Origin of the sequence: Duganella qianjiadongensis (assembly GCF_009857915.1) — a bacterium.
Lineage (GTDB): Bacteria > Pseudomonadota > Gammaproteobacteria > Burkholderiales > Burkholderiaceae_D > Rugamonas > Rugamonas qianjiadongensis.
Genome location: NZ_WWCM01000007.1, coordinates 235,478 through 258,825, shown reverse-complemented (window position 1 = coordinate 258,825; position 23,348 = coordinate 235,478). Strand labels below are relative to the sequence as shown.

29 protein-coding genes and 1 tRNA gene are annotated in these 23,348 nt (G+C 45.2%); 24 read left to right on the top strand and 6 right to left on the bottom strand.

All coding sequences use genetic code 11. The features are described from left to right. The first annotated feature begins 2 nt into the window (after positions 1-2). Entirely contained in the window at positions 3-1,523 is a 1,521-nt protein-coding gene (locus tag GTP27_RS12605) for a glucosamine inositolphosphorylceramide transferase family protein (protein ID WP_161039517.1), read from the top strand. A 295-nt stretch (positions 1,524-1,818) separates the two neighbouring features. On the opposite strand, the gene GTP27_RS12600 is transcribed toward GTP27_RS12605, so the two are convergent. Continuing rightward, a tRNA-Arg gene (locus GTP27_RS12600) sits at positions 1,819-1,893 on the bottom strand. 60 nt (positions 1,894-1,953) lie between these two features. Between GTP27_RS12600 and GTP27_RS12595 the strand changes: the two genes are divergently transcribed. The 6 genes from GTP27_RS12595 to GTP27_RS12570 all read left to right on the top strand — a co-directional run bounded on the left by GTP27_RS12595 (position 1,954) and on the right by GTP27_RS12570 (position 10,085). Then, positions 1,954-2,433, top strand: coding sequence for a hypothetical protein (locus GTP27_RS12595; RefSeq protein WP_161039516.1), 480 nt, complete (start codon positions 1,954-1,956; stop codon positions 2,431-2,433). Positions 2,434-2,527: 94 nt separating this feature from the next. After that, positions 2,528-2,893, top strand: a complete 366-nt coding sequence (locus tag GTP27_RS12590; protein ID WP_161039515.1) for an H-NS histone family protein — start codon at positions 2,528-2,530, stop codon at positions 2,891-2,893. A 74-nt stretch (positions 2,894-2,967) separates the two neighbouring features. Then, positions 2,968-5,631, top strand: a complete 2,664-nt coding sequence (locus tag GTP27_RS12585; protein ID WP_161039514.1) for a DNA methyltransferase — start codon at positions 2,968-2,970, stop codon at positions 5,629-5,631. Beyond that, on the top strand, positions 5,624-7,543 hold the full coding sequence (locus GTP27_RS12580) for a DEAD/DEAH box helicase (protein ID WP_161039513.1): 1,920 nt from the start codon (positions 5,624-5,626) through the stop codon (positions 7,541-7,543). Before GTP27_RS12585 ends, GTP27_RS12580 begins: the two co-directional genes overlap by 8 nt. Positions 7,544-7,545: 2 nt before the next feature. Further along, the gene (locus GTP27_RS12575; protein WP_161039512.1) at positions 7,546-8,715 is read left to right on the top strand and encodes a GIY-YIG nuclease family protein; all 1,170 of its coding nucleotides are present in this window, start codon (positions 7,546-7,548) and stop codon (positions 8,713-8,715) included. A 389-nt stretch (positions 8,716-9,104) separates the two neighbouring features. Then, entirely contained in the window at positions 9,105-10,085 is a 981-nt protein-coding gene (locus GTP27_RS12570; RefSeq protein ID WP_161039511.1) for a replication initiation protein, read from the top strand. 241 nt (positions 10,086-10,326) lie between these two features. Here the strand turns inward: GTP27_RS12570 and GTP27_RS12565 are convergent, their stop codons facing one another. Continuing rightward, positions 10,327-10,692, bottom strand: a complete 366-nt coding sequence (locus GTP27_RS12565) for a hypothetical protein (RefSeq protein ID WP_161039510.1) — start codon at positions 10,690-10,692, stop codon at positions 10,327-10,329. 249 nt (positions 10,693-10,941) lie between these two features. Here GTP27_RS12565 and GTP27_RS12560 point away from each other — a divergent pair, with 249 nt between their 5' ends. Next, the gene (locus GTP27_RS12560) at positions 10,942-11,298 is read left to right on the top strand and encodes a helix-turn-helix domain-containing protein (RefSeq protein WP_161039509.1); all 357 of its coding nucleotides are present in this window, start codon (positions 10,942-10,944) and stop codon (positions 11,296-11,298) included. Positions 11,299-11,304: 6 nt separating this feature from the next. On the opposite strand, the gene GTP27_RS12555 is transcribed toward GTP27_RS12560, so the two are convergent. After that, positions 11,305-11,886, bottom strand: coding sequence for a hypothetical protein (locus tag GTP27_RS12555; protein WP_161039508.1), 582 nt, complete (start codon positions 11,884-11,886; stop codon positions 11,305-11,307). A gap of 162 nt (positions 11,887-12,048) precedes the next feature. On the opposite strand from GTP27_RS12555, the gene GTP27_RS12550 reads away from it, so the two are divergent. The 5 genes from GTP27_RS12550 (at position 12,049) to GTP27_RS12530 (ending at position 15,683) form a co-directional block, all read left to right on the top strand. Then, entirely contained in the window at positions 12,049-12,588 is a 540-nt protein-coding gene (locus GTP27_RS12550; RefSeq protein WP_161039507.1) for a hypothetical protein, read from the top strand. Between the two features lie 256 nt (positions 12,589-12,844). Next, positions 12,845-13,756: a DNA-methyltransferase gene (locus tag GTP27_RS12545; RefSeq protein WP_161039506.1), complete on the top strand. Its 912-nt coding sequence runs from the start codon at positions 12,845-12,847 to the stop codon at positions 13,754-13,756. 12 nt (positions 13,757-13,768) lie between these two features. Next, positions 13,769-14,137 (top strand): hypothetical protein, encoded by a 369-nt coding sequence (locus GTP27_RS12540; RefSeq protein WP_229633762.1) that lies wholly within the window; start codon positions 13,769-13,771, stop codon positions 14,135-14,137. Between the two features lie 255 nt (positions 14,138-14,392). Further along, on the top strand, positions 14,393-15,115 hold the full coding sequence (locus GTP27_RS23625; RefSeq protein ID WP_202416734.1) for a hypothetical protein: 723 nt from the start codon (positions 14,393-14,395) through the stop codon (positions 15,113-15,115). 70 nt (positions 15,116-15,185) lie between these two features. Beyond that, positions 15,186-15,683, top strand: a complete 498-nt coding sequence (locus tag GTP27_RS12530) for a Csu type fimbrial protein (RefSeq protein WP_161039505.1) — start codon at positions 15,186-15,188, stop codon at positions 15,681-15,683. A gap of 30 nt (positions 15,684-15,713) precedes the next feature. Here GTP27_RS12530 and GTP27_RS12525 read toward each other — a convergent pair whose 3' ends face one another. Further along, a complete protein-coding gene (locus tag GTP27_RS12525; protein WP_161039504.1) occupies positions 15,714-15,956 on the bottom strand; it encodes a hypothetical protein in 243 nt (80 codons plus the stop codon). Positions 15,957-16,065: 109 nt separating this feature from the next. Between GTP27_RS12525 and GTP27_RS12520 the strand changes: the two genes are divergently transcribed. Then, positions 16,066-16,428, top strand: a complete 363-nt coding sequence (locus GTP27_RS12520) for a helix-turn-helix domain-containing protein (protein WP_161039503.1) — start codon at positions 16,066-16,068, stop codon at positions 16,426-16,428. Positions 16,429-16,617: 189 nt separating this feature from the next. On the opposite strand, the gene GTP27_RS12515 is transcribed toward GTP27_RS12520, so the two are convergent. Then, positions 16,618-16,809, bottom strand: a complete 192-nt coding sequence (locus GTP27_RS12515; RefSeq protein WP_161039502.1) for a hypothetical protein — start codon at positions 16,807-16,809, stop codon at positions 16,618-16,620. Further along, positions 16,809-17,123: a hypothetical protein gene (locus tag GTP27_RS12510; RefSeq protein WP_161039501.1), complete on the bottom strand. Its 315-nt coding sequence runs from the start codon at positions 17,121-17,123 to the stop codon at positions 16,809-16,811. Before GTP27_RS12510 ends, GTP27_RS12515 begins: the two co-directional genes overlap by 1 nt. Positions 17,124-17,601: 478 nt before the next feature. Between GTP27_RS12510 and GTP27_RS12505 the strand changes: the two genes are divergently transcribed. The 10 genes from GTP27_RS12505 (at position 17,602) to GTP27_RS12460 (ending at position 23,128) form a co-directional block, all read left to right on the top strand. Next, the gene (locus GTP27_RS12505) at positions 17,602-18,018 is read left to right on the top strand and encodes a plasmid mobilization protein (protein WP_161039500.1); all 417 of its coding nucleotides are present in this window, start codon (positions 17,602-17,604) and stop codon (positions 18,016-18,018) included. Beyond that, entirely contained in the window at positions 18,015-18,317 is a 303-nt protein-coding gene (locus tag GTP27_RS12500) for a hypothetical protein (protein WP_161039499.1), read from the top strand. The genes GTP27_RS12505 and GTP27_RS12500 overlap by 4 nt, the downstream gene beginning before the upstream one ends. Beyond that, the gene (locus tag GTP27_RS12495; protein ID WP_161039498.1) at positions 18,314-18,688 is read left to right on the top strand and encodes a hypothetical protein; all 375 of its coding nucleotides are present in this window, start codon (positions 18,314-18,316) and stop codon (positions 18,686-18,688) included. The genes GTP27_RS12500 and GTP27_RS12495 overlap by 4 nt, the downstream gene beginning before the upstream one ends. A gap of 44 nt (positions 18,689-18,732) precedes the next feature. Next, positions 18,733-19,059 carry a hypothetical protein gene (locus GTP27_RS12490; protein WP_202416732.1) on the top strand — a complete coding sequence of 109 codons (327 nt, stop codon included), beginning with the start codon at positions 18,733-18,735 and terminating at the stop codon, positions 19,057-19,059. After that, the gene (locus GTP27_RS23620) at positions 19,056-19,505 is read left to right on the top strand and encodes a hypothetical protein (protein WP_202416730.1); all 450 of its coding nucleotides are present in this window, start codon (positions 19,056-19,058) and stop codon (positions 19,503-19,505) included. Before GTP27_RS12490 ends, GTP27_RS23620 begins: the two co-directional genes overlap by 4 nt. Beyond that, positions 19,502-20,149, top strand: coding sequence for a hypothetical protein (locus GTP27_RS23615; RefSeq protein WP_202416728.1), 648 nt, complete (start codon positions 19,502-19,504; stop codon positions 20,147-20,149). Before GTP27_RS23620 ends, GTP27_RS23615 begins: the two co-directional genes overlap by 4 nt. Continuing rightward, on the top strand, positions 20,146-20,583 hold the full coding sequence (locus GTP27_RS12475; protein WP_202416726.1) for a hypothetical protein: 438 nt from the start codon (positions 20,146-20,148) through the stop codon (positions 20,581-20,583). The genes GTP27_RS23615 and GTP27_RS12475 overlap by 4 nt, the downstream gene beginning before the upstream one ends. Then, positions 20,580-20,951, top strand: a complete 372-nt coding sequence (locus GTP27_RS12470; protein WP_202416724.1) for a hypothetical protein — start codon at positions 20,580-20,582, stop codon at positions 20,949-20,951. Before GTP27_RS12475 ends, GTP27_RS12470 begins: the two co-directional genes overlap by 4 nt. Beyond that, positions 20,948-22,318 carry a relaxase family protein gene (locus GTP27_RS12465; RefSeq protein ID WP_161039497.1) on the top strand — a complete coding sequence of 457 codons (1,371 nt, stop codon included), beginning with the start codon at positions 20,948-20,950 and terminating at the stop codon, positions 22,316-22,318. The genes GTP27_RS12470 and GTP27_RS12465 overlap by 4 nt, the downstream gene beginning before the upstream one ends. A gap of 111 nt (positions 22,319-22,429) precedes the next feature. After that, positions 22,430-23,128, top strand: a complete 699-nt coding sequence (locus GTP27_RS12460) for a hypothetical protein (RefSeq protein WP_161039496.1) — start codon at positions 22,430-22,432, stop codon at positions 23,126-23,128. The last annotated feature ends 220 nt before the right edge of the window (positions 23,129-23,348 follow it).

Here is a 23,348-nt window from a genome sequence, read left to right as displayed (position 1 = left end):
GCATGCTGCAAGACCTCCTATCCATCGAAAATACCGTCTGGTCTGGCTGGACCCAGATTGCTAGCGCGACGCCGCGCAGCAGCCTTGGTACACGCATCTACCACTCATTCGACCAACGCCTGATGGCGCGCGGCAGCTCCGTCGATCGTTTGCAAGCCCCTGTTGCTGCACCGGCGCCGGTACAAGCCAGCTGGTCCAGCTCGAACGTACTCACCATGGTGCCGGAAGCGGCCGTTGCGCAGTGGCACAGCGACGGCATAGGGCTGGTAGTCTGGCTACTGCCTTTGCCTCCCAACTTTAGTTCGCCTGTGCCTGCACACATGGCAGTCTGGGGCCTCACTCTGGGCAACGAGATGGCTATGCACCCGCTGGCTGGCGCGCAATCCATGCTGCATGCTCCGCATCTCTGCACAACCTGTCTGTATGATTTTGCCAGCACCCCGCCAGCGCTGCTTTATCGATCCATGAGTGCAGCTGTCACTAATTCACTTTCCGCAACGCGGCAGCGTTCACTCAACAAAGCACGAGCTTTCATGGTACGCTGTCTGGCAGCACAACAGGCCCAGCGTTCATTACGGGCACCGGCACTGGCTGACGCTGCAGTGGCGTGGACTAAACCGTCTGGCATACGCCCAAGCGGACTGGCCTTACTAACAGGCGTAGCGCTACGCATCTTGCGTAACCGGCTCGACCGCCGCAAATTTCTCGATCAATGGCAACTGGCATTCACCTTTGATCCTCACCTAAGCTGGGATGCACTAGATCAGTTTCACTTTATCGAACCGCCACGCGAGGTGTTCTGGGCCGACCCTATGCCGCTGTACTGGCAAAACCGACACTGGATTATGTTCGAGGAACTGCCATTTGCAGCCCCCTGTGGCCGCCTGCTCGCTATCGAAGTAAAACCTGACGGCAGCTATGGCAGCCCGCTGCCTGTGATGGCGACGCCACACCATCTGAGCTACCCGTTCATGTTGCAGGACCAGGAACAGTTGCTCATGGTGCCAGAAACCTCAGCAACCCGTCAGGTCGAATTACACCGCTGTCTGGAGTTCCCCGGCGAATGGGCTCTTGATACCGTGCTGTTAAAAGACGTCAATGCAGTGGATACCACCATCTGGCGTTCGCCCGAAGGGCACTGGTGGATGTGGGTCAGCGTGGTTGAAGAAGGCGCGGAAAGAGGTGAAGAATTGCACATCTACCATGCTGAGCATTTACGGGGGCCATGGCAACCCCATGCCTGCAATCCTGTGGTCTCCGATATCCGTTGTGCACGCCCGGCAGGTCCGATTATCGCTGATGAGCGCGGTTTACTACGCCCAGCCCAAAATAGCGCGGAGGCATACGGTCACCACATTGAATGGCGCCGCATCACCAAGTTAAGCCCGGATGAATATGAGGAAAAATCGGAAGGCCAATTGCGGCCTCATCAAGGCAGTCCGTGGCTACGCATCCATACTGTGGGCGCTGCCGACGGCTTGCGCGTCCTTGACGTAATGGTACGCAGACCGGGCCGCGGATAAGGGGAAACTTTACTCCTGACTTCCGCGCTTGGCCTGCGTGTCCGCTATAATAATGCCCGCGTCCTCCCCGTAGCACAATGGATAGTGCACATGCCTCCTAAGCGATTCAGGAGGGTGGAGAATGAAAGCTAAGTTGTTGATTTTTATGAGAACAAGGCCCTGCTAATCCCTCGAAATCCACCTTGATCCAAGCCAGTCTTGGAACAAATTTGGCACAGAATCGAAGGGAAGAAGTAGCCCAGAAACGACAACAGGTAGCACATGGCTACCTGTTTTTGTATGTGGTGTGAGTCGGTGGTGTCCCCACCAGGAATCGAACCTGGATCTGATTCTTAGGAGGAACCTGTTCTATCCATTGAACTACAGGGACACACGATCAGCCTCACACTATAGCATTGGTAGGAGTCTTTAGACAAGAAGCGATATACAGATGGTAGATCAGCAACTCATTGATTATTTACGAGAAAAGACCAAAGGCAAGTTGTTGATGTCTCCTGAGCAACTGTCTGAAGAAATCGGCATTCCGACCAAGCAACAATCAAAGCTCAGGAAGGAAGGCAGGTTCCCCATTCCCTTCAAGAACATAGGCAGGCTGGTCTACTACTCTATCTATGATGTGGCGAACTTCTTGTTGAATGGTGAAACGACACCAAGCAAAGAGGTTCTAGAAGAAGCACCCGTATCACTTCAACCAATCAAGAAGAAGCCAGTCAAGTCAACAGCATCAGTTCATGACTTGTCCCACATCTTCATGCTCAGGGCCTTTGCTCAGTCCTTAGAAGAACGTGCTACAGCCATGCTTTCCTTGGCAGAGAACTTGAAAGACTATGCCAACAAGAAAGAAATGATGGATCGTTTTGAACAGAAATTTCCAGCCAAAGGCTCAAAAGTAGACGTTGTAAAAAAGTAGGATCACTTCAAGAAGAGTGCTTTTAACCCTGGACGTTGGGGATTTTTGAAATCACACTTCTTCTATCGGATCAAACCGATAAAAGGATGTCAAAATGAATGAACCAACTTCCAAGAGGACAAAATCGATGGCAACAGCAACCCCCAGCTACGACGAACTTCAAGCTCAGATCAAGAAGCTTACTGAACAGGCTGAAGCCGTTCGTAAGACTGAGATTGATTCAGTCCTGACAGACATGAAGGCCAAGATTGAAAAGTATAGCCTTACCGCTGATCAACTGGGGTTTGGCGCAGCAACGAAGAAGGCACCCAAGAAGGCTTCTTCTAGCTCCAAAGAAGCAGTTGTCATGTATAAAAAAGGTGACTTGACTTGGTCGGGTGCTGCACGTGGCCGAAAACCAAAGTGGGTCATGGAAGCTCAAGCAGCCGGTGAAGATATTGAAAAATACCGGGTTAAATAAAAACACGCACCAACAAGAAGCACCCTTTGGGTGCTTTTTCAGTTGACAGTCACAATCAGCCAACAAAGACATCGATGAATATTTCTCAAGTAGAAGAAAAGGTCAAAGCCCTTGTTGGCACGACTGATCAAGCTGAATTTTTATTCAACTTGTTGGATTGCTACGGGAAGCCCAAGGCTTCAGTCACACGATTGAAGATGATTGGCAAGGGAAGCTACAACCTCTCAAAGAATTCTAATGAAGTTCTTTGGAAGAAGCAGGTCTACTTCAAAGAAACCAAGAGTGACCAACTGCTATCAGTCATTGATGAAATGAAGCATGCAGATGTGGTTGCCAAGCACCAGCCACGTTTCATTATTGCTATCAATGTCACTCACCTTCTGGCGATTGACACCAAGACACAAGATACCTTAGACATTCCAGTAGCCGAACTGAATAAAAAATTTGACTTCTTCCTTCCGTGGGCAGGACTGGAAAAAACTCAAGCCCAAGGTGAAAACCCCGCAGATGTCAAAGCAGCCGAAAAAATGGCGAAGCTGTTTGATCTCTTGCGGGATAACAACCCCGCCATCACTAAAGAAGAAATTCACTGGCAGAACGTGTTTCTCTCCAGAATTTTGTTCTGCTACTTCGCTGAAGATACGGGAATTTTTGAGGCCAAGCTGTTCACCAACCGTATTGGAAGCAGTACATCCGAAGACGGCAGTGACCTCGACGACTATCTGAGTCGTATCTTTGACATGATGAATCAGGAGAGCCGTGAAGGTGTTCCTGACTACCTAAATTTTCCATATGTGAATGGCGGCTTGTTTGCTGACAAGTTGCCAGTGCCAAAATTCAACAAGAAGTCACGTGCCATGCTCATTGAGTGTGGTGCAGATTTGAATTGGTCAGAAATTAATCCTGATATTTTCGGGTCGATGATTCAGGCTGTGGTTGACCCTAGCCAACGGGGCAACATGGGCATGCACTATACAAATGTGCCCAACATCATGAAAGTGATTGAACCTCTCTTCCTTAACGAATTGAAGGAAGAGTTTGAGAAGCACTCTGACAGCAAGACGAAACTGGAACAGTTGCTTCTTCGCCTTGAACATCTGAAGATTTTTGACCCCGCTTGCGGATCTGGCAACTTCCTGATCATTGCCTACAAAGAGCTTCGACAGCTTGAGATGGGAATTTTTAAGCGGCTGCAAGAACTATCTAAAGATGGATTGATTCCTCTTTCAAGAATAAAGCTATCTCAATTTTATGGGATTGAGTTAGACGATTTTGCGCACGAAATAGCTATTCTTTCGTTATGGCTTGCAGAGCATCAGATGAACGTAAAGTTCAAGGCGACATTCGGCCACACAAACCCACCACTTCCATTGAAGAACAGCGGTAACATTTTTCACGGAAATGCGCTTCAAGAGAGTTGGGAAAAGATCTGTCCGCACTCTGACGGTACTCAAATTTTTGTCTTAGGCAACCCTCCTTATCTTGGTTCAAGTCTGCAATCAGATGAGCAGAAGAATGATATCGCCCATGTTTTTGATGGCATTGACGGCTACAAAGCCATTGACCTAATTGCAAGCTGGTTCTACAAAGCAGCGAGGTACATTCATGGAAACAATACCACTGCGGCATTTGTTTCAACCAATTCCATCTGCCAAGGTGAGCAAGTGGAATTGCTTTGGCCTCATATTTTCCATCAAAATGTAGAAATTGGCTTTGTTCATCAGTCATTCAAATGGGAAAACAACGCCAAAAAGAATGCAGCGGTGTACTGTGTCATTATCGGATTGCGAAGCATTTCTAATCACGATAAGTTCATATTCAAAGATGGATTGACTCAAAAAGTAGAAAATATTAATCCATATTTGGTAGCCACAAAGCGAAACATCATTCTCTCAAAACGGCAGAAACCTTTGTCCAAGCTTCCACAAATGACTTATGGAAGCAAGCCTACTGATGGCGGAAATCTCATACTAGAACCAGAAGAGAAAGATGCCCTAGAGAAGCTTCGTCCAGAGGCAAAGAAATTTATAAAAAGATACATTGGCGCATCGGAGCATACTAACAATAAAGAACGTTGGTGCATTTGGATCAACGATCAAGAGCTAGACGAGGCAAAGGCAATTCCAGAAATCAGGAATCGCATTAATCTAGTTAAAGAATTTAGGCTGAACAGTACCAAATCAGCAACGAGAACGATTGCAAATTCCTCTCATCGTTTTGGTGAACCACGTTATGTGGCAACCAATTCAATTCTTGTTCCGATTCATGGATCAGATCGTCGCCAGTACATTCCATTTGGATTTTTAGATAAATCCTTTGTCGCATCAAATGCGACACAAGTCATCTACACAAGCGAGGTTTATGTTTTTGGATTGATCTCTTCGTTAATGCATAACGTTTGGATTAAGGCATCTTGTGGAAAAATAAAGGAAGATCCAAGATATTCTTCAACACTTGGATATAACAATTTCCCAGTACCGCCTCTGACAGAACAAAGCAAGGAAGCAATCTCAAATCTTGTTTTGGAAATTCTTGGAGCAAGAGAGCAGTATCCTGAATTGAATCTGTCTGATTTATATGATCCAGACTTAATGCCACCAGACTTGATGGATGCACATGCACGGTTAGATGCAGTGGTCGAACGTTGCTATAGAGCTAAAGAGTTTCTGAACGACGAAGATCGCCTTGATTACCTTTTTAAGCTCTACGAAAAAATGACAGGGACTAAGAATGCCTAATATTGTTGATGTCACCTATGCCCAGACTGGTCAGAGCACCAGCACCAACAAATATGGCATGCGCGAGATGCAGGAGCGAGCCTTTGAAGCTCGCAATGCTCAATACCTTCTGCTGAAAGCACCGCCTGCTTCTGGGAAGTCTCGTGCCCTCATGTTTATTGCACTGGACAAGCTTATCAATCAAGGGTTGTCCAAAGCCATCATTGCCGTGCCTGAACGTTCCATTGGTGGATCGTTTGATAGTGTTGAACTGAGCAAGTTTGGCTTCTTCTCTGACTGGACTGTTGAGCCCAAAAACAACCTTTGCACCCCCGGTGGTGATCAGGGCAAAGTCAAAGCTTTTGTGGACTTCCTAAAGGGCACAGACAAGATTCTGATCTGCACTCATGCCACCCTTCGCTTCGCCTTTGAAGCTGTAGAGGAATCGGATTTTGACAATGTGCTTCTTGCCATTGACGAATTCCACCATGTCTCTGCTGATGGTGAAAACCGCCTTGGTGAGTTGCTGCGCACCGTGATGGCCAAGTCCGACGTGCACATCGTGGCAATGACTGGTTCCTACTTCCGTGGTGACAGTGTGCCGGTCCTGCTGCCTGAAGACGAAGCCCAGTTCACCAAGGTCACATACAACTATTACGAGCAGCTAAACGGCTACACCTTCCTTAAGTCTCTGGGGATCGGCTACCACTTCTATCAAGGCAAGTACACCAGTGCCATTGAGGAGATTCTGAACACGGATCAGAAGACCATTCTTCACATACCCAATGTGCAGTCAGGCGAGTCCACCAAAGACAAGTATGACGAGGTAGATCGCATTCTTGACATCATTGGCACCGTCACCCACCGTGACCCTGAGACCTGTGTCATTCACGTCAAACGGCATGGTGATGGCAAGGATTTGAAGGTTGCCGATCTCGTTCATGACGAGCCTAAAGCACGTGAACGTATCGTTGAATATTTGCGCCATATCCAAAAGCCAGAAGACATGGACCTGATCATCGCCTTGGGCATGGCGAAGGAAGGCTTTGACTGGAAATTCTGTGAGCATGCCTTGACAGTGGGCTACCGTGGATCTCTGACTGAAATCATTCAGATCATTGGCCGCTGCACTCGTGACAGCGACAACAAGAGCCACGCACAATTCACGAACCTCATAGCCCAGCCTGATGCCACTGACGATCTCGTCAAGCTATCAGTAAACAACATGCTCAAGGCCATCACTTGTTCGTTGCTCATGGAACAGGTCCTTGCCCCTAACTTCAAGTTCAAGACGAAGGTTAACGACGACGACAAGAGCACTGACACGGAGATCAAAGTTCGTGGATTGAAAGAACCTTCTTCCAAGCGAGTCAAAGACATCATTGAATCTGACTTGAACGATTTGAAGGCAGCTATTCTTTCTGACGATAAGCTCATCAAGGCACTGCCTGGTAATGTTGATCCCGAAGTCATCAACAAGGTGATGATTCCTAAAATCATCAAGATCAAGTATCCCGAACTCAGTGATGCAGAAGTTGAAGAAGTCCGTCAGCATGTTGTGGTGGATTCAGTCATCAAGAATGGCGAGATCAAGCAGGAAGGCGACAAGCGTTTTGTTCGCATGGCCGACAAGTTCATCAACATTGACGATCTTCACATTGACCTGATTGATCGGGTCAACCCCTTCCAGAAGGCATTTGAAATTCTGTCCAAGTCGCTGACCACGAAAATCTTCAAGGTGATTCAGGACACCATTGAAGCTACTCGTGTGCAGATGAGCGACGAGGAAGCCATCTTGCTTTGGCCCAAGATCAAAGACTTCGTGAAGGCTCACGGTAGAGAACCAAATATTGCTTCGCTTGATCCGCTGGAAAGGCGTATGGCTGATGCAGTGGTCTATCTGAAAGCACAGCGGCGTCAGCAAGGGGTCTGATCGTGGAGAAGGATGACCTACTAAAAATTCTGCAAGATGATGATTTGGGTTTGTTAAATGTCAAACCCAAACGTTCCGCCATTTCGGTAGATGACCGCCTGCTTGCATCCTTCAATCAGATCAACGACTTCTACAGACAGAACGGCAAGGAACCAGAATCCAACCCATCCAACATCCTTGAGTTCCAACTGTTCAATAGGCTCAAGGGACTAAGGGCCAGCAAGGAAAAATGTGAAGCCTTGCAGGAGGTGGATGAATTCCACCTCCTTACCTTCGTAGAACCAGCCAAACCCATCACCTCTGTAGCCGACATCTTCAATGATGACTCTTTGGGTCTGTTGGATGATGAGGTAGCCAGCATCTTTGAACTCAAGCATGTTCCAAAATCGCCAATGGACATGCCTGAGAAAATCGCCCAGCGCAAACGTTGCAAGGATTTTGACCAGTTTGAGCACCTGTTCAAGCAGTGTCATGCTGAATTGACCTCTGGCGTTCGTGAGGCACGGCAATTCACTGGTGAGCAGCAAATCCAGCCAGGTCACTTCTTCATCCTCCACGGCATCACTGCCTACGTGGCTGAAGTCGGTGAAAAGGAAGTGAAGAACGGCAAGGTTAACGCCCGGCTTCGCTGCATCTTTGAAAACGGCACCGAGTCCAACATGCTGCTTCGCTCCCTTGCCACGGAACTATACAAGGACGAAACGGGACGGCGCATCCTAGACCCGCATGAGAAGGCTCTTGAAGCCTTGGAGCAGATACAGGCAGGCGACGAGAAGTCAGGCTACATCTATGTGCTTCAGTCTCTGAGCACCGTGCCTGAAATTGCCAACACCAAGAACCTGTTCAAGATTGGTTATTCCACAGTGCCAGTACCTGAACGTATCAAGAATGCAGCCGAGGAACCCACCTACCTGATGGCCAAGGTCAAAGTGGTGGAAGTATTTGAATGCTATAACCTCAACCCACAGAAGTTTGAATTGCTGCTGCACACCTTCTTTGGCAAGGCATGTCTGAATGTGGATGTCTATGATCAGCAGGGAAAGCGATTTTCACCACGCGAGTGGTTCATCGCCCCACTGCACATCATTGAAGCAGCAGCCAATATGTTAATCAATGGAGAAATCGTGAACTACCGATATGACCCAGATACTCAAAACATAGAAGAGCGATAGACCACAAGACACCTACACAAAAGCACCTTCAGGTGCTTTTTTTATTTCACAGTCCATAAAGAAGAAAGCACCCCGAAGGATGCTTCATCTACAAACACCAAGGACAACTATCTTCTGTGAGAAAAATTTCAACAATTCTGAAAGACATTGAAATTGTTGCAGATTAATATTGAATGTCAACCTCATTTGACTTTCAATAATAAATTTCGTAAAACATGAAGACGAAATGAAAAATGCCCAAGCGGAAACTTGAGCATTTTAGAAATTCAGGAATATGAAGAAGCTGGGGAGCTTTGACCTGATGAGAATATTAAAACGTATTTAATCTCAATTGTCAATATTATCCAAAACATAATTCCTGAATTTCGCAAGAAATCAAGGAATATTTTATGTTTACAAGTTTTATAAAGGCATTACCAGAAAAAGTGAGAAGTGCTGAATTCAAGGATGAAGGCACAAGATTCAGAAAAAGAGATAAGGCCCTTGCTTATCGCTATATAGAACTGAACCAGCTCTACAAGAAGTTCATTGCCTTGGACATTGACACCCCAGGATCTGCCTTTCTATGGGATGAGCGAGGACTACCCCCGCCCTCAATCATTGTCATCAACCCAGAGAACACCCATTGCCACTATCTCTATGAACTGAGGACTCCGGTCTACTACACAGAGGAAGCTCACAGAGCCCCCCAGAAGTTCTATGAGGCAACAGATATTGCCCTGACCAACCTACTGGGTGCGGATCTTGGATTCACCGGCCACTTGGTCAAGAACCCAACTCATCCCAGTTGGCGCAGAATCTGCCACCAGGTCAACTACGACCTTGATGACTTTCAAGAGTATGGGCTTGATCTCAGGGCAAACAAACGCAAGCTGGCCTTGTACGACTCAGGGATTGGCCGGAACACCACCTTGTTTGACACCCTCAGACACTGGGCCTATGCAGAAGTCAGAAATCATAATTCCCTTGTGGTATTCCAAGCTGCGGTGGACTCCAAGGCACTCTCCATCAACGAACACTTCACAGATCACCTAAGCGGTGTTCTTCCTGCGAAAGAAATTCTATCCACGGCCAAATCAGTAGGCAAATGGACTTGGAAGCACAAGAACAGTATTGGCACACAGAAGAACAGGGGTGTTCTTGAACTTCCCGTTGATATGCCACTAAATGAAAGACAGTCTCTTGGTGCTGCCTATACAAACATTAATCGCACTGAAGCTGTGGACGACAAGATCAAAGTCGCAATCCATGCTTGTAAAAAAAGAGGGCTTGAGGTGACACCTGGAAATTTAGAAAAATGTGGCTTGGCAGGAAGCACTTTTCGCAAACACAGAGAGGCAACTTGGAACTGGATAAGACTTCTTGTCTAGAAGGATTAAATATCTACATAACTAGTTTTCTTGTGCCATTACGGTGTATATCAGATAGTTACCCCCATCCATCGGGGTGATGGGCAACAGAAATTCCGAAGGATTCATCAAGAAAATTTAGTTTCCCGATAGGGAATTATTCCAAATATTTGATTCCGCAGGAAGAACCTCAATAGAGGTAAAAATTGGCGAAAACAAAAAAGCACCCGAAGGTGCCTTTTAATCAATCTGTGAATTTCCTTTATTTTGGAACAAAGGCAAAACCGCATTTATTGCAATGAAATCCTTTGCTGTAAAGCGGCTCCCAAATCTTGTGGTATTCCCTGTATGCCTTCCAATCTTTCCAGTCCTTGCGCAAGATAAAGAGGAAGATAACCCAGACACCCATGCATGCATACCTAAAGCCAACATCTGGCCCATGTGCTTGCAGCCACGGTGAGGTTCCCAAGGCAGCAAGACCAAGTACGACAGTTGGTGCAATGGTTGGCTTGTCTGGTTCGCTGAATTTAGCGGCCAAGCTGGTCTTGCTAATGCCAGATGTGGTACCAAGACCAACCCCGATCCCTCCAGTTCCCAGGCCAACCCCGGTGACAACACCACTGCTCATAGTTGTTCCTGACTGAACGACTACTCGGACCGCCTGTGTGTGGTCACTGCCACATTTTGGACACTGCTTTCCCATTTTTGCCTTTCATGTTCAAAGGTTGTTGGGTGTAAGGCTGACTCCACGAATCGGTGTTCCAGCTATACACCTTCATCAACCCAACCTTTCGGGTTGATACACAACTCTAACGCATGTTCATCTTTTTGGGTTGACAGGCGACTATTTGGGTCGTCAAGAAATCGTGGAGAGAACATGCCTACCGAGAGCAAACAACACACAGAACTATTCAAGAGCATCGGACGAACATTGGCTCTACGCCGAGAGGCGAAGGGACTCACCCAAAGTCAGGTTGGGGAAGCCCTTCAAATCGGAACCGAGGCTGTAAGCCGCATGGAACGAGCTATCACCATGCCCACCGTCCAACGCTTGGCTGAACTGGCGGAAGTCTACGAGTGCGGAATCGATGAGCTACTGATAGCCAGCAGCACAAGAACCGGCGACCAGGCAGAGCTGATCGCACAGATTTTGCAAACACTTCCAGAAGCCGACAGAGCAATGATTGTTGAGATCGTGCAGAAGATTGCCACCCGTTTAAAGGATAGGCTCTAAAAATGACTACCACTTCGGTTTGAGTGGCTTGATCCCTGTTGAGTTGTCACCTTCTTCAAGAAATTTCTTCCTGATTGCCAATATTCTATTTTCAACAACTTTGATCGGCTTATCGTAAGCACTTCTAACATCCGCAACCTTTTTGGCGTTGAAAGGTTTGGGCTTTTCGTATTCATCAGGGACACGTGTTCCATGACGATGCCACTCTAGTGTGCCATCAGCACCCTCAACAGCAGGGCCGTCTTCACGGTGTAGCTGACCGTCCTGATACCAAGCTCTGGCACCACTAGCGGCTTCAATGGCTGGCCCACCAACACGGTGCAATCCGCCGTTTAGATACCAACGGCAGCTACCGTCATAGTTGACTACGGCAGGAGCACCTATACGGTGTCTATTGCCATCAACCCACCATTCTTTGCTTCCGTCACCCCAGATAATCGCTGGGCCGTCTAAACGGTGAAGCTTTCCTTTTAGATACCAGGACATTGAACCATCAGGTTCAGTGCAAGCTGGACCGTCTTCACGATGTAGTTGATCGTTGAAGTACCAAAGCTCTATCCCTTCTTCTTGGTAACGTCCATTTTTCATACACGCACCTCCTATATCTTATTTTCAATCTAGCACGATCAAAAACAAAAACAATACAACTCGGTTATCGGATCTGATGAAAAAAAGACATTCATGACCCATAAATAACCATCATTGATTTATTCAACGAATTAATTAAAATATTAGCAACAGGAGTAAATTATGAATACATCAAACGCCTTGAAAATAGAATTTCTACAAGCCGAACAATCAGCAGACTTAGCCGTTGGAAAACTAACAAATCGCCTACATGACGAAGAATTACTTGCGCAAGTAATATATGAATTCACACAAAGCTCAATAATAATGAGCAATGCTGGTTTTGCGTGTGCGCTAGATAAATTGATCTATGGATTAGCGAGCATGAATCCAGAGGTGGCAGTTTATGACGAGTACCACAGCCCAGGTGTTGCTTTGCTTTCTCACGAAATGAAAGACCAAATCCAGACACGTATCTTTGATGTGATAGCCAAACTTCCAGAGGAAGAGATGAAGAAAAAAAGAACTGTCTTGATAGAGACAACGACAGGTTGCTATCTCAAATTCCCATTCAACAAAGAAGAAGAGAGCTGCGATAACGAATATTTCAAAACCAAAAGAGAGGAAAAAGAGAAGCTGAAAAACCATTCCATCTCATTTTCAGAGTGGCAGCACAAGAAGTGGGTTGAGAAAAACACCAAGGCAAGCTCACCAAAATACTAGCCTCACAACATAAAGCACCTTCGGGTGCTTTTTTACGACCCTACGTTTTCCTTGGTCCCACCAAGAACCCATTCATAGATCTTTCTTCTCGTTAGGCGCAAAATTCGTTTTGTTGATTGATGACCGAAATGAATTCAATCAAATACAGCGACGAAATGTATTGACTACCCACTTAACACCTATCAGGCGAAATGATTCAACTGAAAAGGAGGGATTAAACATGATTTAAATAAAACACACTTGAAAGGAGTCCATCATGGACCATACAAAACAAAAATATTTTGGCATTAATTCTTTCTCTAAACTTGATGGTCAAGCTGGTCTTGCCACAGTTCCTAGCAACTTCGTTGATTTGGTACTTACCGATCCTCCTTATGGGATTGCAGACAGTGCCAAGCTCACCAAGACCAAGGGCCAGATCGTCAGCACCCAACAGGCTTGGGGCGATGAATTCCAAGATAGCTGGGCCTCTATTTCCGACTACTACCAATGGTTGAAGCCCTTCATTGCTGAATTCGTTCGAGTGATGAAGGACAACGGTTCCTTGATTCTCTTCTTGGATCGCAAATACACCGGCCTTATTGCCCACTACCTTGAAGAAGACTTTGACTTGAATTTCAAGAACAAGATCTACTTCAAGAAGAAGAACCCTGTTCCTAGTATTCGCAAGAACAACTACCGCAGCACGATTGAAGAAGCAGTCTGGTTCACCAAGGGGAAGCAATACACCTTCAATTTCGGTGCTCAATCTGACATGGTGCAGTTCTACGAAGGTCCCATTGGCAGGAAGACCACCCAGCACCCTACCGAAAAATACCGCTGGATGATTGAGCCATTGATTCGCAACCACACCAGGCCTGGTGATGTGGTCTTGGATGCCTTTGCTGGCTCCGCCACCACCTTAGTAGTGGCGAAGCAGCATGCAAGGAATGCCATTGGCTTTGAGAAGGACAGCCGTTTCTATGAGATGGCCAAGGCCAGGATCGAGGCTGAACAGCTTGAGTTCGCCTTCCACAGCCCAGACGACGAAGCAGCCATCGTGCGCGAGTTGGATCGAATCATGGATTCCGACCAGGAAGACACCTCCAGCAGTCGCAAAAGTGCCAGGGTTCTGACCGAGGTGGAGAAGATTGTGTTTGCACTTTTTGAACAATCCAAACGAGCATAAGGAGGAACAGACATGGCTAACAACACCCAAAACATGACCTGTCTCCAATACTGCATCAACGGCATGAATGATCGGATTTTCAGCTTCGCTAAGACCAAGGAAGGCAAGATGATGATTGGCGCCTTCAGGAAGCTTCTTACCATTCGAGAGAATCAGATCAAAGAGCTTCTCATCACCTACAACAGCTACTTTATGGTTCAAGCAGCTATGCAACTCAAGGGCATGCCCAACACATCAAAAGCAGTAATTGAATTCATGACCACTGAAGAGTTTGCTGCATTGAATGACGAAATCGGAAAGACAGTGGAAGGAAATTATCCAATGCTTATGTCTTGCATGGATAGAAAACAGCGGCGAAAACTTGAAGCACTTTTCGCATGAAACAAAAGCACCCAACGGGGTGCTTTTTCATTTCAACCTAAGCAATAAGCATCTTGCCATTTTGGTTTAATTTCATACTATTAATAGAAAACCAGTGAAATTTCAAACCACTTTAGTACAAAACCTACACAGAAAAGAATAAAAATCTAACGCAGGCTTCTAAATCTACCAGAGTACCCAACCGGGTACTTTTTAGCATCCAATGTTTGACATCTTATTTCAATTTAATAAGATATTGAATGCATTGGAGAAAATATGTTTAATTCAGAAAGAAAAAATGGAAAATATGAAACGCTAGAAAAAACAAAATACTACAAAGATGGGAAGCTTCACCGAGAAGATGGGCCGGCAGTAGAAGATTTAAATGGCAGTAAAGAATGGTTCTTAAATGGATTAAGACATCGAGAAGATGGACCAGCCATTGACAATCAATGGAGACAAGAGTGGTGGATATATGGCGAGTATCACAGAGAAGATGGCCCTGCTATTGAGGATACGAATGGCACTAAAGAATGGTGGCTAAATGGAAAGCGTCATCGTGAGAATGGCCCTGCTATTGAATCCTCCAATGGAAACAAAGAATGGTATATCAACGGTGAGAGACACCGAGAAAACGGTCCAGCAATCATTACATCTATCGGATGCAAGCAATACTGCTTAGGTGGAAAGTTCATAGATTTATACAACTTCGAAAAAACAATTGCCGCCAAGCAGAATAAAAATGGCAAATACGACGAAGATGGCGACATATATCACTACAAGAATGGAAGGCTGCACCGTGAAGATGGTCCCGCTGTTGAAACCGCAGAAGGCGGTAAGGAATGGTTTTTAAATGATATTTCTTTCACCGAAGACGAATTCAATGACTGGAAACAAAAGAGAAAGCTAGAGAGAAAAATAAAATCAATTAATAAGACTATGTATAAAAAACACATATCTTCAAGCGACAACGCAGAGTCAAAGAACAAAATTACTTAAACGATGCAAGATTGACTTTTCAATTGAAACGACTACGATTAAATTGCAACAATAATAAAATGGAAACAATATGAATAAATATAAAATTACCGCAATCGCTATGATTGCATCTTGTATATCCACTTCGGCTTTATCTGGATCTATAACAACCAACCTACAATCATCTGCCACCATAAGCTCTTCATGTATGGTTTCTGCAAACAGCGTGTCATTTGGAACTGTAACCCCCGCTGCAAGCGGTACTGTGACCGCAAACTCATCCATTACAGCCAAGTGCTCAAACGGCCTTCCCTACAATGTCATGGTCAGTGCAGGTGTTGGCGGAACAAGCACAAAAGCAAGAGCAATGACAGGCGCCAATTCATCTAATACAGACAAACTCTCTTACCAGGTCTATTCTGATTCCGGGTATTCAACAAGATGGATGGATGAAAAAGGACCTCTTATACTCGGTTTCACTGGAAATGGCGCCGCACAATTGATACCAGTTTATGGTTCTTTATCTCTAAATCAATACTTAATACCAGACACATACACGGACAGCTTGACAGTCACTCTATCCTATTGAGTACAAAGTATTTCCAAATATTGAAAGCACTCAAAAGAGTGTTTTTAATATGACAATCCTTCGATTTCTCACAATTTCATCTATCTCAGACGTTAGAGTTTTATGAAGCTCCAACATAGCAGAAGACACTAAACATCCTTCAAACCAAAATTCTTCAATTCGGCTTTCACCACTTCCACGAATCACCGCTGGTCCATCTTCACGATGAAGCAGCCCGTTCTTCATCCACTTTTTGATAGTGTTATCCACGACACACTTCAAATCGGGCTTCATGATCACTCCACTGGGATTGAGACAGCCTCAGTCTAGCGTGCACTTTGATTGTTGATCTATGCACTTGCGTCAGTCAAAATCATATGAATTTAACTAGACAAAGCCAAACATGAGCCGCCAAGTTCAACTGAGAAAAATTGTTGGCAAGCAGATCGCCAAGAAGCGCAATGATGCTGACTTGGTTCAACGGGAAGTTGCCGAGAAAGTCAATCTCAGCACAGAAGGCTATGCAAGGTATGAACGTGGAGATAGTTCACCCAGTCTTGAGTTGCTAAGTACGCTTGCCAAGGTCTTTGGGTGCTCCGTAGCAGAACTGGTGACAGAAACCAGCACCAGCCTTAATGCTCAGGCCCAGCATATTGCAAAGTTGATGGAAGATCTAGGCAGCAGCGATAGGGACGAAATCGTCAAGATCGTTGAGAGTGTCTGTGCCGTTGCCCACAAGAAACAGAAGAAGCAACCAATCAAATAACCCTCCTGCCGAGGGCTCCTACTTCATTTCCAAGCCTGGATCAGTCTCGGAAATAAAGCAGGTCGATGAAAAGGCAAAGCACCCAAGCTGGGTGCTTTTTCATGTCCGAATCACGTGAGTGAGAACGCTACGACGTTCTTCTATGTAGTGAGGCCGGGGCCGCCACAAGGCGTGTGCGATACAGGTAGATCACTCAACACCCAAAGCACCTGCTGCAAGTCCATTCTTTCGCGCGATGCATTCCAGCACTACTTGAAGCTCTAGTAGCCTTTGGCCTTCATCGGGAATGACGAAAGCTTGAATCACATCTCTCAAGTCTGCCACCGAAACCTGCAAGTCAGATTGAGTCGTCAAAGTGATTCTGTCGTAATGAAATTCCATCACTCACTCCCACGCTGATTGGGGTTATTGGAATCAAAGTCACTGCCATCGCTGGATGGGTGAAATGCCCCTGCATCACCAACAGTCTTCTTCAACTTTTCAAAGTACTGCCCCTCCTTTCCAGAGGTGGCATGAAAGAACCACTTCTGTTTCATCTGGTAGTCAAGGTCCTTTTCTACTAACTCTTCAAGCTGATCTTCAAAGTTCACGCCCTTAATGCCATACACGTATTTCGCTAACTGATACAGCCCTCTGGACATACGTGGACCTATTCGCACAGTGCTTCTTGAATTCCTTTCGCTTCTTTTTGTCATGATAAATATCCTCCGTTCATTCATGACTTATTGAAACGTATTTTCATTTGAAGTCAACAGCTAGTACTCGATCTCACAATGGATTCATGTCGCATAGCTACATATATGCTGCATCAGCCTCATGTCGCATGAACACATACATGATGAATTTGCCTCATGTCTCATAGCGACGTCATCTTCCATTGATTTAATTGGTGATGACACATACCGTTTTTTATCAATGGAATTTTTCAGTCATAAAACATCTGCTCATGCTGCTGATGATCGTTGACTTCGATTTTGAAAACGCTAGGATTAAATAGAGCACCGTTACTTTTATCTCTCACAAATCCAAAAAGACAGGGAAAAGAAGTTTAAGCAAGGTCAATCAATCCTACGTACACCCTTTCAGGGTTGTTCTCGGTTTGAATATTGTGGGTTTCACCCACACCCGCTGCTGCGCGAGGCTCGATAAAAACAAGAAAAAAGGAGGCTCCCAATGGAACCAGTAAAAAAAGAAAAACGCTGCACCTTCAAAAAGAGAGCAGGCCAACCAGGTGTAGAAGCCAACAAAAATATTCGCAACAAGCGATTTGAAATCAGGTTCACACCTGAAGAATGGGTAGCTCTCCAACAACGAGCCATAGAAGCGGGTGCATCTTCATCAGCAATCTATGCCCGCTCAGTTCTGCTTCCATCTAACTATCAAGCAGATCAAGAAACGAAGGCAGAACACAAATTGCGTGTTCAGCTTTTGGCTTCCCTTGGAAAGATTGGTAGCAATATCAATCAGATTGCTCGCTCACTTAATCGCATGAAGATGTGGAACGACACCACCAAGGGCATGTTCCAGGAACTCACCAAGATTCAGGAAGGAGTGAGCACGATCGCAGAGTTATTCAGGGGTAAGAAATGAGCACAACAAATGAACTACCACCTGATTTTTCTGGCATAGCCCAGCTCAACCATATAACCACCAACTACGAAACAGGCATTACCTCGGTTGTTGTCTATACCAAGTATTACCGCAACGGAGTCCTTCATAGAGAAGATGGGCCTTCTGTTCTTCTTGAAGGCAAACCACATGAATACTGGGTTCATGGACGCCAATATTCGGAAGAAGAGTACGGCCACTTCTTAGCGAAGAAAGCACTTAAAGAAAAGCTCGAATCCAAATTTGGTGAGAAAGGATATTCACAACGAGGAAAGATATGAAAGATGGAATAAATGTAAGTGAGAGTGGCGATTTATTTATCGTAAGAAATGAGAAGCTACATTGTGAAGATGGTCCTGCCATTATTTGGAGCGATGGCAGTTACGAGTGGTATTTGAACGGCTTAAAACATAGAACAGATGGTCCTGCTGTTGAACGTTCAGACGGAACAAAATTCTGGTATCTCAATAACAAGCTACACCGCGAAGACGGTCCCGCCATTGTTTGGGCTGACGGCCATCGCTATTGGTACTTGAATGGAGCTGAAATCAAAAAAAGGGAATTCGATAAGTACCTTGAGAAGATAGACCGCAATAATAACCAGCAATCCATTTTTGCATCAAAACAATTTTCAAAAATAGGAAAGATGTGATTATGGTAATTAAGGAGTGGCTAGATGTAAGCAAGGAATGGTATGTGAATGAACAACTCCACAGAGAAGATGGCCCTGCTGTTGAATATGCCAATGGTAGAAAGGAATGGTATCAACAGGGAAAGAGGCATCGTGAAGACGGACCTGCCATTGAGCTTCCTAATGGCACCAAATACTGGTATTTAAATGGGGTTCTACATCGTGAAGATGGTCCAGCTCTTGAGTCGCGTATTGGATATAAACAATGGTCATTGAATGGAATTTCTTACTCGGAGGAAGAATTCAATCAGTGGCTTATGAAGAAAAATCTCAATAAAAAACTTCAGGCCACTCTTTTACATAAAACAAAAAATAAAAGAGGAAAGATATGAGCGAAGTGAAGAATGGGAAATATGAAGAGAACAGCAGAGTCTGTTGGTACCTAAATGACAGTCTTCATCGTGAAGATGGCCCTGCTATTGAATGGAAAAATGGGAACAAGCACTGGTATTTAAATGGACTTTCACATAGAGAAGATGGTCCTGCTGTTGAACGAGCCGATGGCGCTAAGGAATGGTGTTTCAACGGAGAACTACACAGAGAAGATGGGCCTGCTGTTGAAAAAGCAGATGGTAGAAAATTTTGGTATGTGAACGGACTTTTGCATAGGGATGATGGTCCTGCAATTGAGTCTAAAGACGGTAAAAATTTTTGGTTCTTGCATAACATTCAATACACCGAACAAGAATTTAACCAATGGCTCATGAAGAAGAATCTCAATGAAAAACTTCATGTGATGCTCCCTAATAAACCAATAACAAAAAGAGGAAAAATATGAAGAATGACAAATCTATTGAGATCGCAAAAATCCATTGTCACTTAAACGATAGGGAAAATTACGACGACGCCTATGTTGTTGAATCTCCCGCAGGAACCAAAGAGTGGTTTGTCAATGGAAAACACCATAGAACTGACGGTCCTGCCATTGAAAGATTTGATGGCAAGAAAGTCTGGTGCATTAACGGTGAGTACCACCGCGAAGATGGTCCCGCTGTAGAAGAGCCTGACGGGTCAACTGAGTGGCGACAAAACGGAAAGTATCACCGTGAAGGAGGTCCAGCGGTTCAAACTTCAGATGGAAGCTGCCGTTGGTATATCAACGGAATCATTCACCGCGAAGATGGACCAGCCATTGTGTCTAGCGACGGAACCAAACAATGGTACTTAAATGGTTTAAAGCATAGAGAAGATGGCCCCGCCATTAGCTACTCCGATGGTGGATATGTGTGGTTCTTAAATAACCAAATGCACCGTGCGGATGGGCCAGCAGTTGAGCATTCAAATGGCTACAGAGCTTGGTTCTTGCAAGGCATTGAAATTGCCGAAAAAGAATTTAATCAGTGGCTCATAAAAAAAGAACTCAATGAAAAACTTCAAGTCGTACTTGAGAAAAAACCTACAGCGAAGAGGTTAAAAATATGAAGAATGGAAAATTCAAAGAGCACGGCAGACTTTGCTGGTATCTAAATGACAATCTTCATCGTGAAGATGGCCCTGCAATCGAATGGAAAAATGGAAACAGGCAATGGTTCCTAGCTGGAAAATTTCACAGGCAGGACGGGCCAGCTTGCCTATGTGATGGAAACAGCTCCTGGTATTCATATAACAGATTACATCGTGAAGATGGTCCGGCCATTGAATGGGCAAATGGAAGCAAGCAATGGTATTTAAACGGACTTTCACATAGAGAAGATGGACCTGCCTTCGATTATGTCGACGGTAGAAAACTTTGGTTCTTACATGGAATTCAGCAGACCGAAGAAGAGTTCAATCAGTGGCTCATGAAAAAAACTCTCAATGCAAAACTTCAATCAATCTTACCGCCCAAGCCAATGACAAAAAGAGGCAAGATATGAAGGCAAGACCGATGATAGAGAATGGGTCTACGAAATGGTACCAAGACAATATTTTGCATCGTGAAGATGGTCCAGCTATTGAATGGGCAAATGGAACAAAGGAATGGTATCTAAGGGGTCGACTGCACCGAGAAGACGGTCCAGCCGTTGAATATAACAAGGGTACAAAAACCTGGTATTCGAACGGTGAAATTCATCGTGAAGATGGACCTGCCATTGAATCTTCTGATGGAGGGAAGTATTGGTTTTTATTTGGTAGCGAGTGCACAAAAGAGCAACATCAACATTGGCGAGACAAGAAAAATCTAAATGACAACCTTCAAACCACCTTAAAACCAAAAAATATACAAAAGAGGTCAAAGATATGAATGTCACCATCTTTCCAACTGGCAAAGGAGGTTCTGAATCAGCCGTTAGATACTTACTCAGTGATACCGATCATGAAGGCAAGAAGCGATCAGTCCTTCCTGAAATTCTCTTTGGCGACCCTACCATCTTTACAGAGATCGCCAATGCCACCAAAAGGCAACACAAATACACCTCTGGTGTCATTGCCTTTCGTGATGGTCTTGAATCCCAATCCGTCACACCAGAGCAGATCACCACTCTGATTGAAACATTCCGCGCAACATTCCTACCAGGTCTGAAGGTGGATGAGAATTTCGCTGACTTCTGGGTTCTTCATCGTGATAAAAATAATGTCGAACTGCATTTTCTAGTTGCCAATACAGAGTTGTCCAGCGGGTCCCAACCTCAGCTAAATATTCATCCGCCCGGTGAGAAGAACATCCAATTCTTCAATGCGTTTTCTGCCGTGATCAATGACAACTTCGGCTTTGCGCAGGTGGTGCCCGATCCACTCAAGATTGCACTCAAGCCGTTTGAAGCCAAGTCACCCAATGGGAAGAAGGACAAGAAGGCGAAGAATGACTTTGCTCAGGTGCTTCATAGCGAGATCGTCAACGGCACCATCGGCAATCGCAATCAGTTGATTGGCTACATGAAGCGCCACGGTCTGGATGTGCAGGCTGTGGGCAGTGAGTTCATCACCGTTCGCCTACCTGGTGCGAGTAGGAACACCCGCTTGAAGGGGGCTTTGTTTTCCAAGGACAGCGACTATGCGGCACTCGTAGCCGAGCACCACCAGTCCAAGATCCCGAAGTTCCTCACGCCAGCAGAAGCCAAGGTACAGAAGGACAAGCTCATTGCTGGCATCGAGGCTAGAACTGCTTTCAATCAGCATCGCTACCTTACCCCAAAACCTGGCGCGAAACGCAGCCACAGAGCCAGCAAGCTACCGACTGCCAACCTTCCACACCGTTTAGCACGCTGCCAGGATGAACAAGATCACAAGGTCAAGTCTGTGCCTACCAAAGAGATTCGCAGCACACTCAAGGATCAGCTTACCCAGTTGAAGGAGCAGGCCAATCCAGCCGCCAAGCTACCGACTGCCAACCTCCCACACCAAGTGGCCCGCCGCCAAGATGAGCAGGATCGTGAAGGGCAGTTGTCCAATGTCATGGGTGCGGCTGTTGAAGGACTGGAAGCACAGATTGGTAGTCTGTCCATGCAGTACCACAGCCTCATGCTCATGCTGGTCAGTGCTAAAGGCAGAAGAGCTTCCCAGATCAAGAGCCAGCTTATGGCATTAGAGCAAAAACTAACTGCATTGAATCTTGAGGTTGAGAAGAAGAAGATTCAAGCTAAAGATCCATTGAAGCCAACAATCACATAAAGCACCGCTGGGTGCTTTTTTATTGCCATTTATTTTTACAGTTAAATTCATATGAATTTAAATTGACAATAAAAATTCTTCTGCTAGATGTACAGAAACGGGAGAATTAATTTGATAAAGAAGAAAAACAACACCTACAGGCTGATAAAAGCGAATATCGGTAAACTAGTCATCATCCAGCAGATCACCGAGATTTCACCAAGTCGTCTGATTTCAATCTTCCTTAAAAATATTGCCTCAGATAATCTTTTTATTCAAAAGAAAACAAAAGATGGCTACTGGTATTGGAAGCTTGCCGACAACACAGCCTATAAATACTTCAAGAAAGAACTGTCCGCATACCTGAAAAGCAATGTTGACGACCTCAGCTTCCACATCATGAAAGAGTACGTCAAATCCAACTATCTCACCAAACCTTACTTCGGTCATAACTATGCCTACTTGGCAAACATCTACTTTGCACAAGAACAGCCATTGAAAGATTTCGTTCGTGAAGGATTCATCGCCACCAACCCAATCACTCCCGACATGACTCCCAAAGAGGTAGCCATCAGAAATCAGTTGTTAGGGAAAATTTCAGTGAAGCATTGGATTGGCGATATCACCAATTACGACTACTTCAGCCAAGCACCCGGATTCATGATGAAGAACGTTGAACAGGCTCTTCAGTATATTGATCTTTACATCATAAATATTCTGAATGAAAAGCAGCTTGACCACGAACTCATGAAGCTATCAACAAATCAGAGGCTTAAAACAAAATTGATGCAAAAGACAGCTCATGCTGATAGCAAGCCTTTAAAAATATAAAACAATAATCAAGGGAAACAAATTAGATCGCTTAAAGAAATTGAAGACAAAATGAGAACTATGGCGCATTAGGTGACATTGGCATGGTCATGGACCTTGACGTCGTCGAAGAATTGAATTTCATATCCAAGAAATTCATTCAAAGGCTAGAGCGTGAAAAATACAGATTTCAGCAACAACACAAAAGAGACATCCAGTTGGGTGCCTTCTTCCTTTTTGG

Bases quoted from the DNA above. Each gene is read 5' to 3' on its own strand.
- GTP27_RS12585 (WP_161039514.1), top strand. From the start codon at position 2,968: ATGAATATTTCTCAAGTAGAAGAAAAGGTCAAAGCCCTTGTTGGCACG.
- GTP27_RS12555 (WP_161039508.1), bottom strand. From the start codon at position 11,886: ATGAAAAATGGACGTTACCAAGAAGAAGGGATAGAGCTTTGGTACTTC.
- GTP27_RS12595 (WP_161039516.1), top strand. From the start codon at position 1,954: ATGGTAGATCAGCAACTCATTGATTATTTACGAGAAAAGACCAAAGGC.
- GTP27_RS12530 (WP_161039505.1), top strand. From the start codon at position 15,186: ATGAATAAATATAAAATTACCGCAATCGCTATGATTGCATCTTGTATA.
- GTP27_RS12550 (WP_161039507.1), top strand. From the start codon at position 12,049: ATGAATACATCAAACGCCTTGAAAATAGAATTTCTACAAGCCGAACAA.
- GTP27_RS12505 (WP_161039500.1), top strand. From the start codon at position 17,602: ATGGAACCAGTAAAAAAAGAAAAACGCTGCACCTTCAAAAAGAGAGCA.
- GTP27_RS12560 (WP_161039509.1), top strand. From the start codon at position 10,942: ATGCCTACCGAGAGCAAACAACACACAGAACTATTCAAGAGCATCGGA.
- GTP27_RS12515 (WP_161039502.1), bottom strand. From the start codon at position 16,809: ATGGAATTTCATTACGACAGAATCACTTTGACGACTCAATCTGACTTG.
- GTP27_RS12580 (WP_161039513.1), top strand. From the start codon at position 5,624: ATGCCTAATATTGTTGATGTCACCTATGCCCAGACTGGTCAGAGCACC.
- GTP27_RS23615 (WP_202416728.1), top strand. From the start codon at position 19,502: ATGAAGAATGACAAATCTATTGAGATCGCAAAAATCCATTGTCACTTA.
- GTP27_RS12570 (WP_161039511.1), top strand. From the start codon at position 9,105: ATGTTTACAAGTTTTATAAAGGCATTACCAGAAAAAGTGAGAAGTGCT.
- GTP27_RS12525 (WP_161039504.1), bottom strand. From the start codon at position 15,956: ATGAAGCCCGATTTGAAGTGTGTCGTGGATAACACTATCAAAAAGTGG.
- GTP27_RS12540 (WP_229633762.1), top strand. From the start codon at position 13,769: ATGGCTAACAACACCCAAAACATGACCTGTCTCCAATACTGCATCAAC.
- GTP27_RS12590 (WP_161039515.1), top strand. From the start codon at position 2,528: ATGAATGAACCAACTTCCAAGAGGACAAAATCGATGGCAACAGCAACC.
- GTP27_RS12470 (WP_202416724.1), top strand. From the start codon at position 20,580: ATGAAGGCAAGACCGATGATAGAGAATGGGTCTACGAAATGGTACCAA.
- GTP27_RS12495 (WP_161039498.1), top strand. From the start codon at position 18,314: ATGAAAGATGGAATAAATGTAAGTGAGAGTGGCGATTTATTTATCGTA.
- GTP27_RS12565 (WP_161039510.1), bottom strand. From the start codon at position 10,692: ATGAGCAGTGGTGTTGTCACCGGGGTTGGCCTGGGAACTGGAGGGATC.
- GTP27_RS23620 (WP_202416730.1), top strand. From the start codon at position 19,056: ATGAGCGAAGTGAAGAATGGGAAATATGAAGAGAACAGCAGAGTCTGT.
- GTP27_RS12500 (WP_161039499.1), top strand. From the start codon at position 18,015: ATGAGCACAACAAATGAACTACCACCTGATTTTTCTGGCATAGCCCAG.
- GTP27_RS12465 (WP_161039497.1), top strand. From the start codon at position 20,948: ATGAATGTCACCATCTTTCCAACTGGCAAAGGAGGTTCTGAATCAGCC.
- GTP27_RS12545 (WP_161039506.1), top strand. From the start codon at position 12,845: ATGGACCATACAAAACAAAAATATTTTGGCATTAATTCTTTCTCTAAA.
- GTP27_RS12605 (WP_161039517.1), top strand. From the start codon at position 3: ATGCTGCAAGACCTCCTATCCATCGAAAATACCGTCTGGTCTGGCTGG.
- GTP27_RS12510 (WP_161039501.1), bottom strand. From the start codon at position 17,123: ATGACAAAAAGAAGCGAAAGGAATTCAAGAAGCACTGTGCGAATAGGT.
- GTP27_RS12520 (WP_161039503.1), top strand. From the start codon at position 16,066: ATGAGCCGCCAAGTTCAACTGAGAAAAATTGTTGGCAAGCAGATCGCC.
- GTP27_RS12475 (WP_202416726.1), top strand. From the start codon at position 20,146: ATGAAGAATGGAAAATTCAAAGAGCACGGCAGACTTTGCTGGTATCTA.
- GTP27_RS23625 (WP_202416734.1), top strand. From the start codon at position 14,393: ATGTTTAATTCAGAAAGAAAAAATGGAAAATATGAAACGCTAGAAAAA.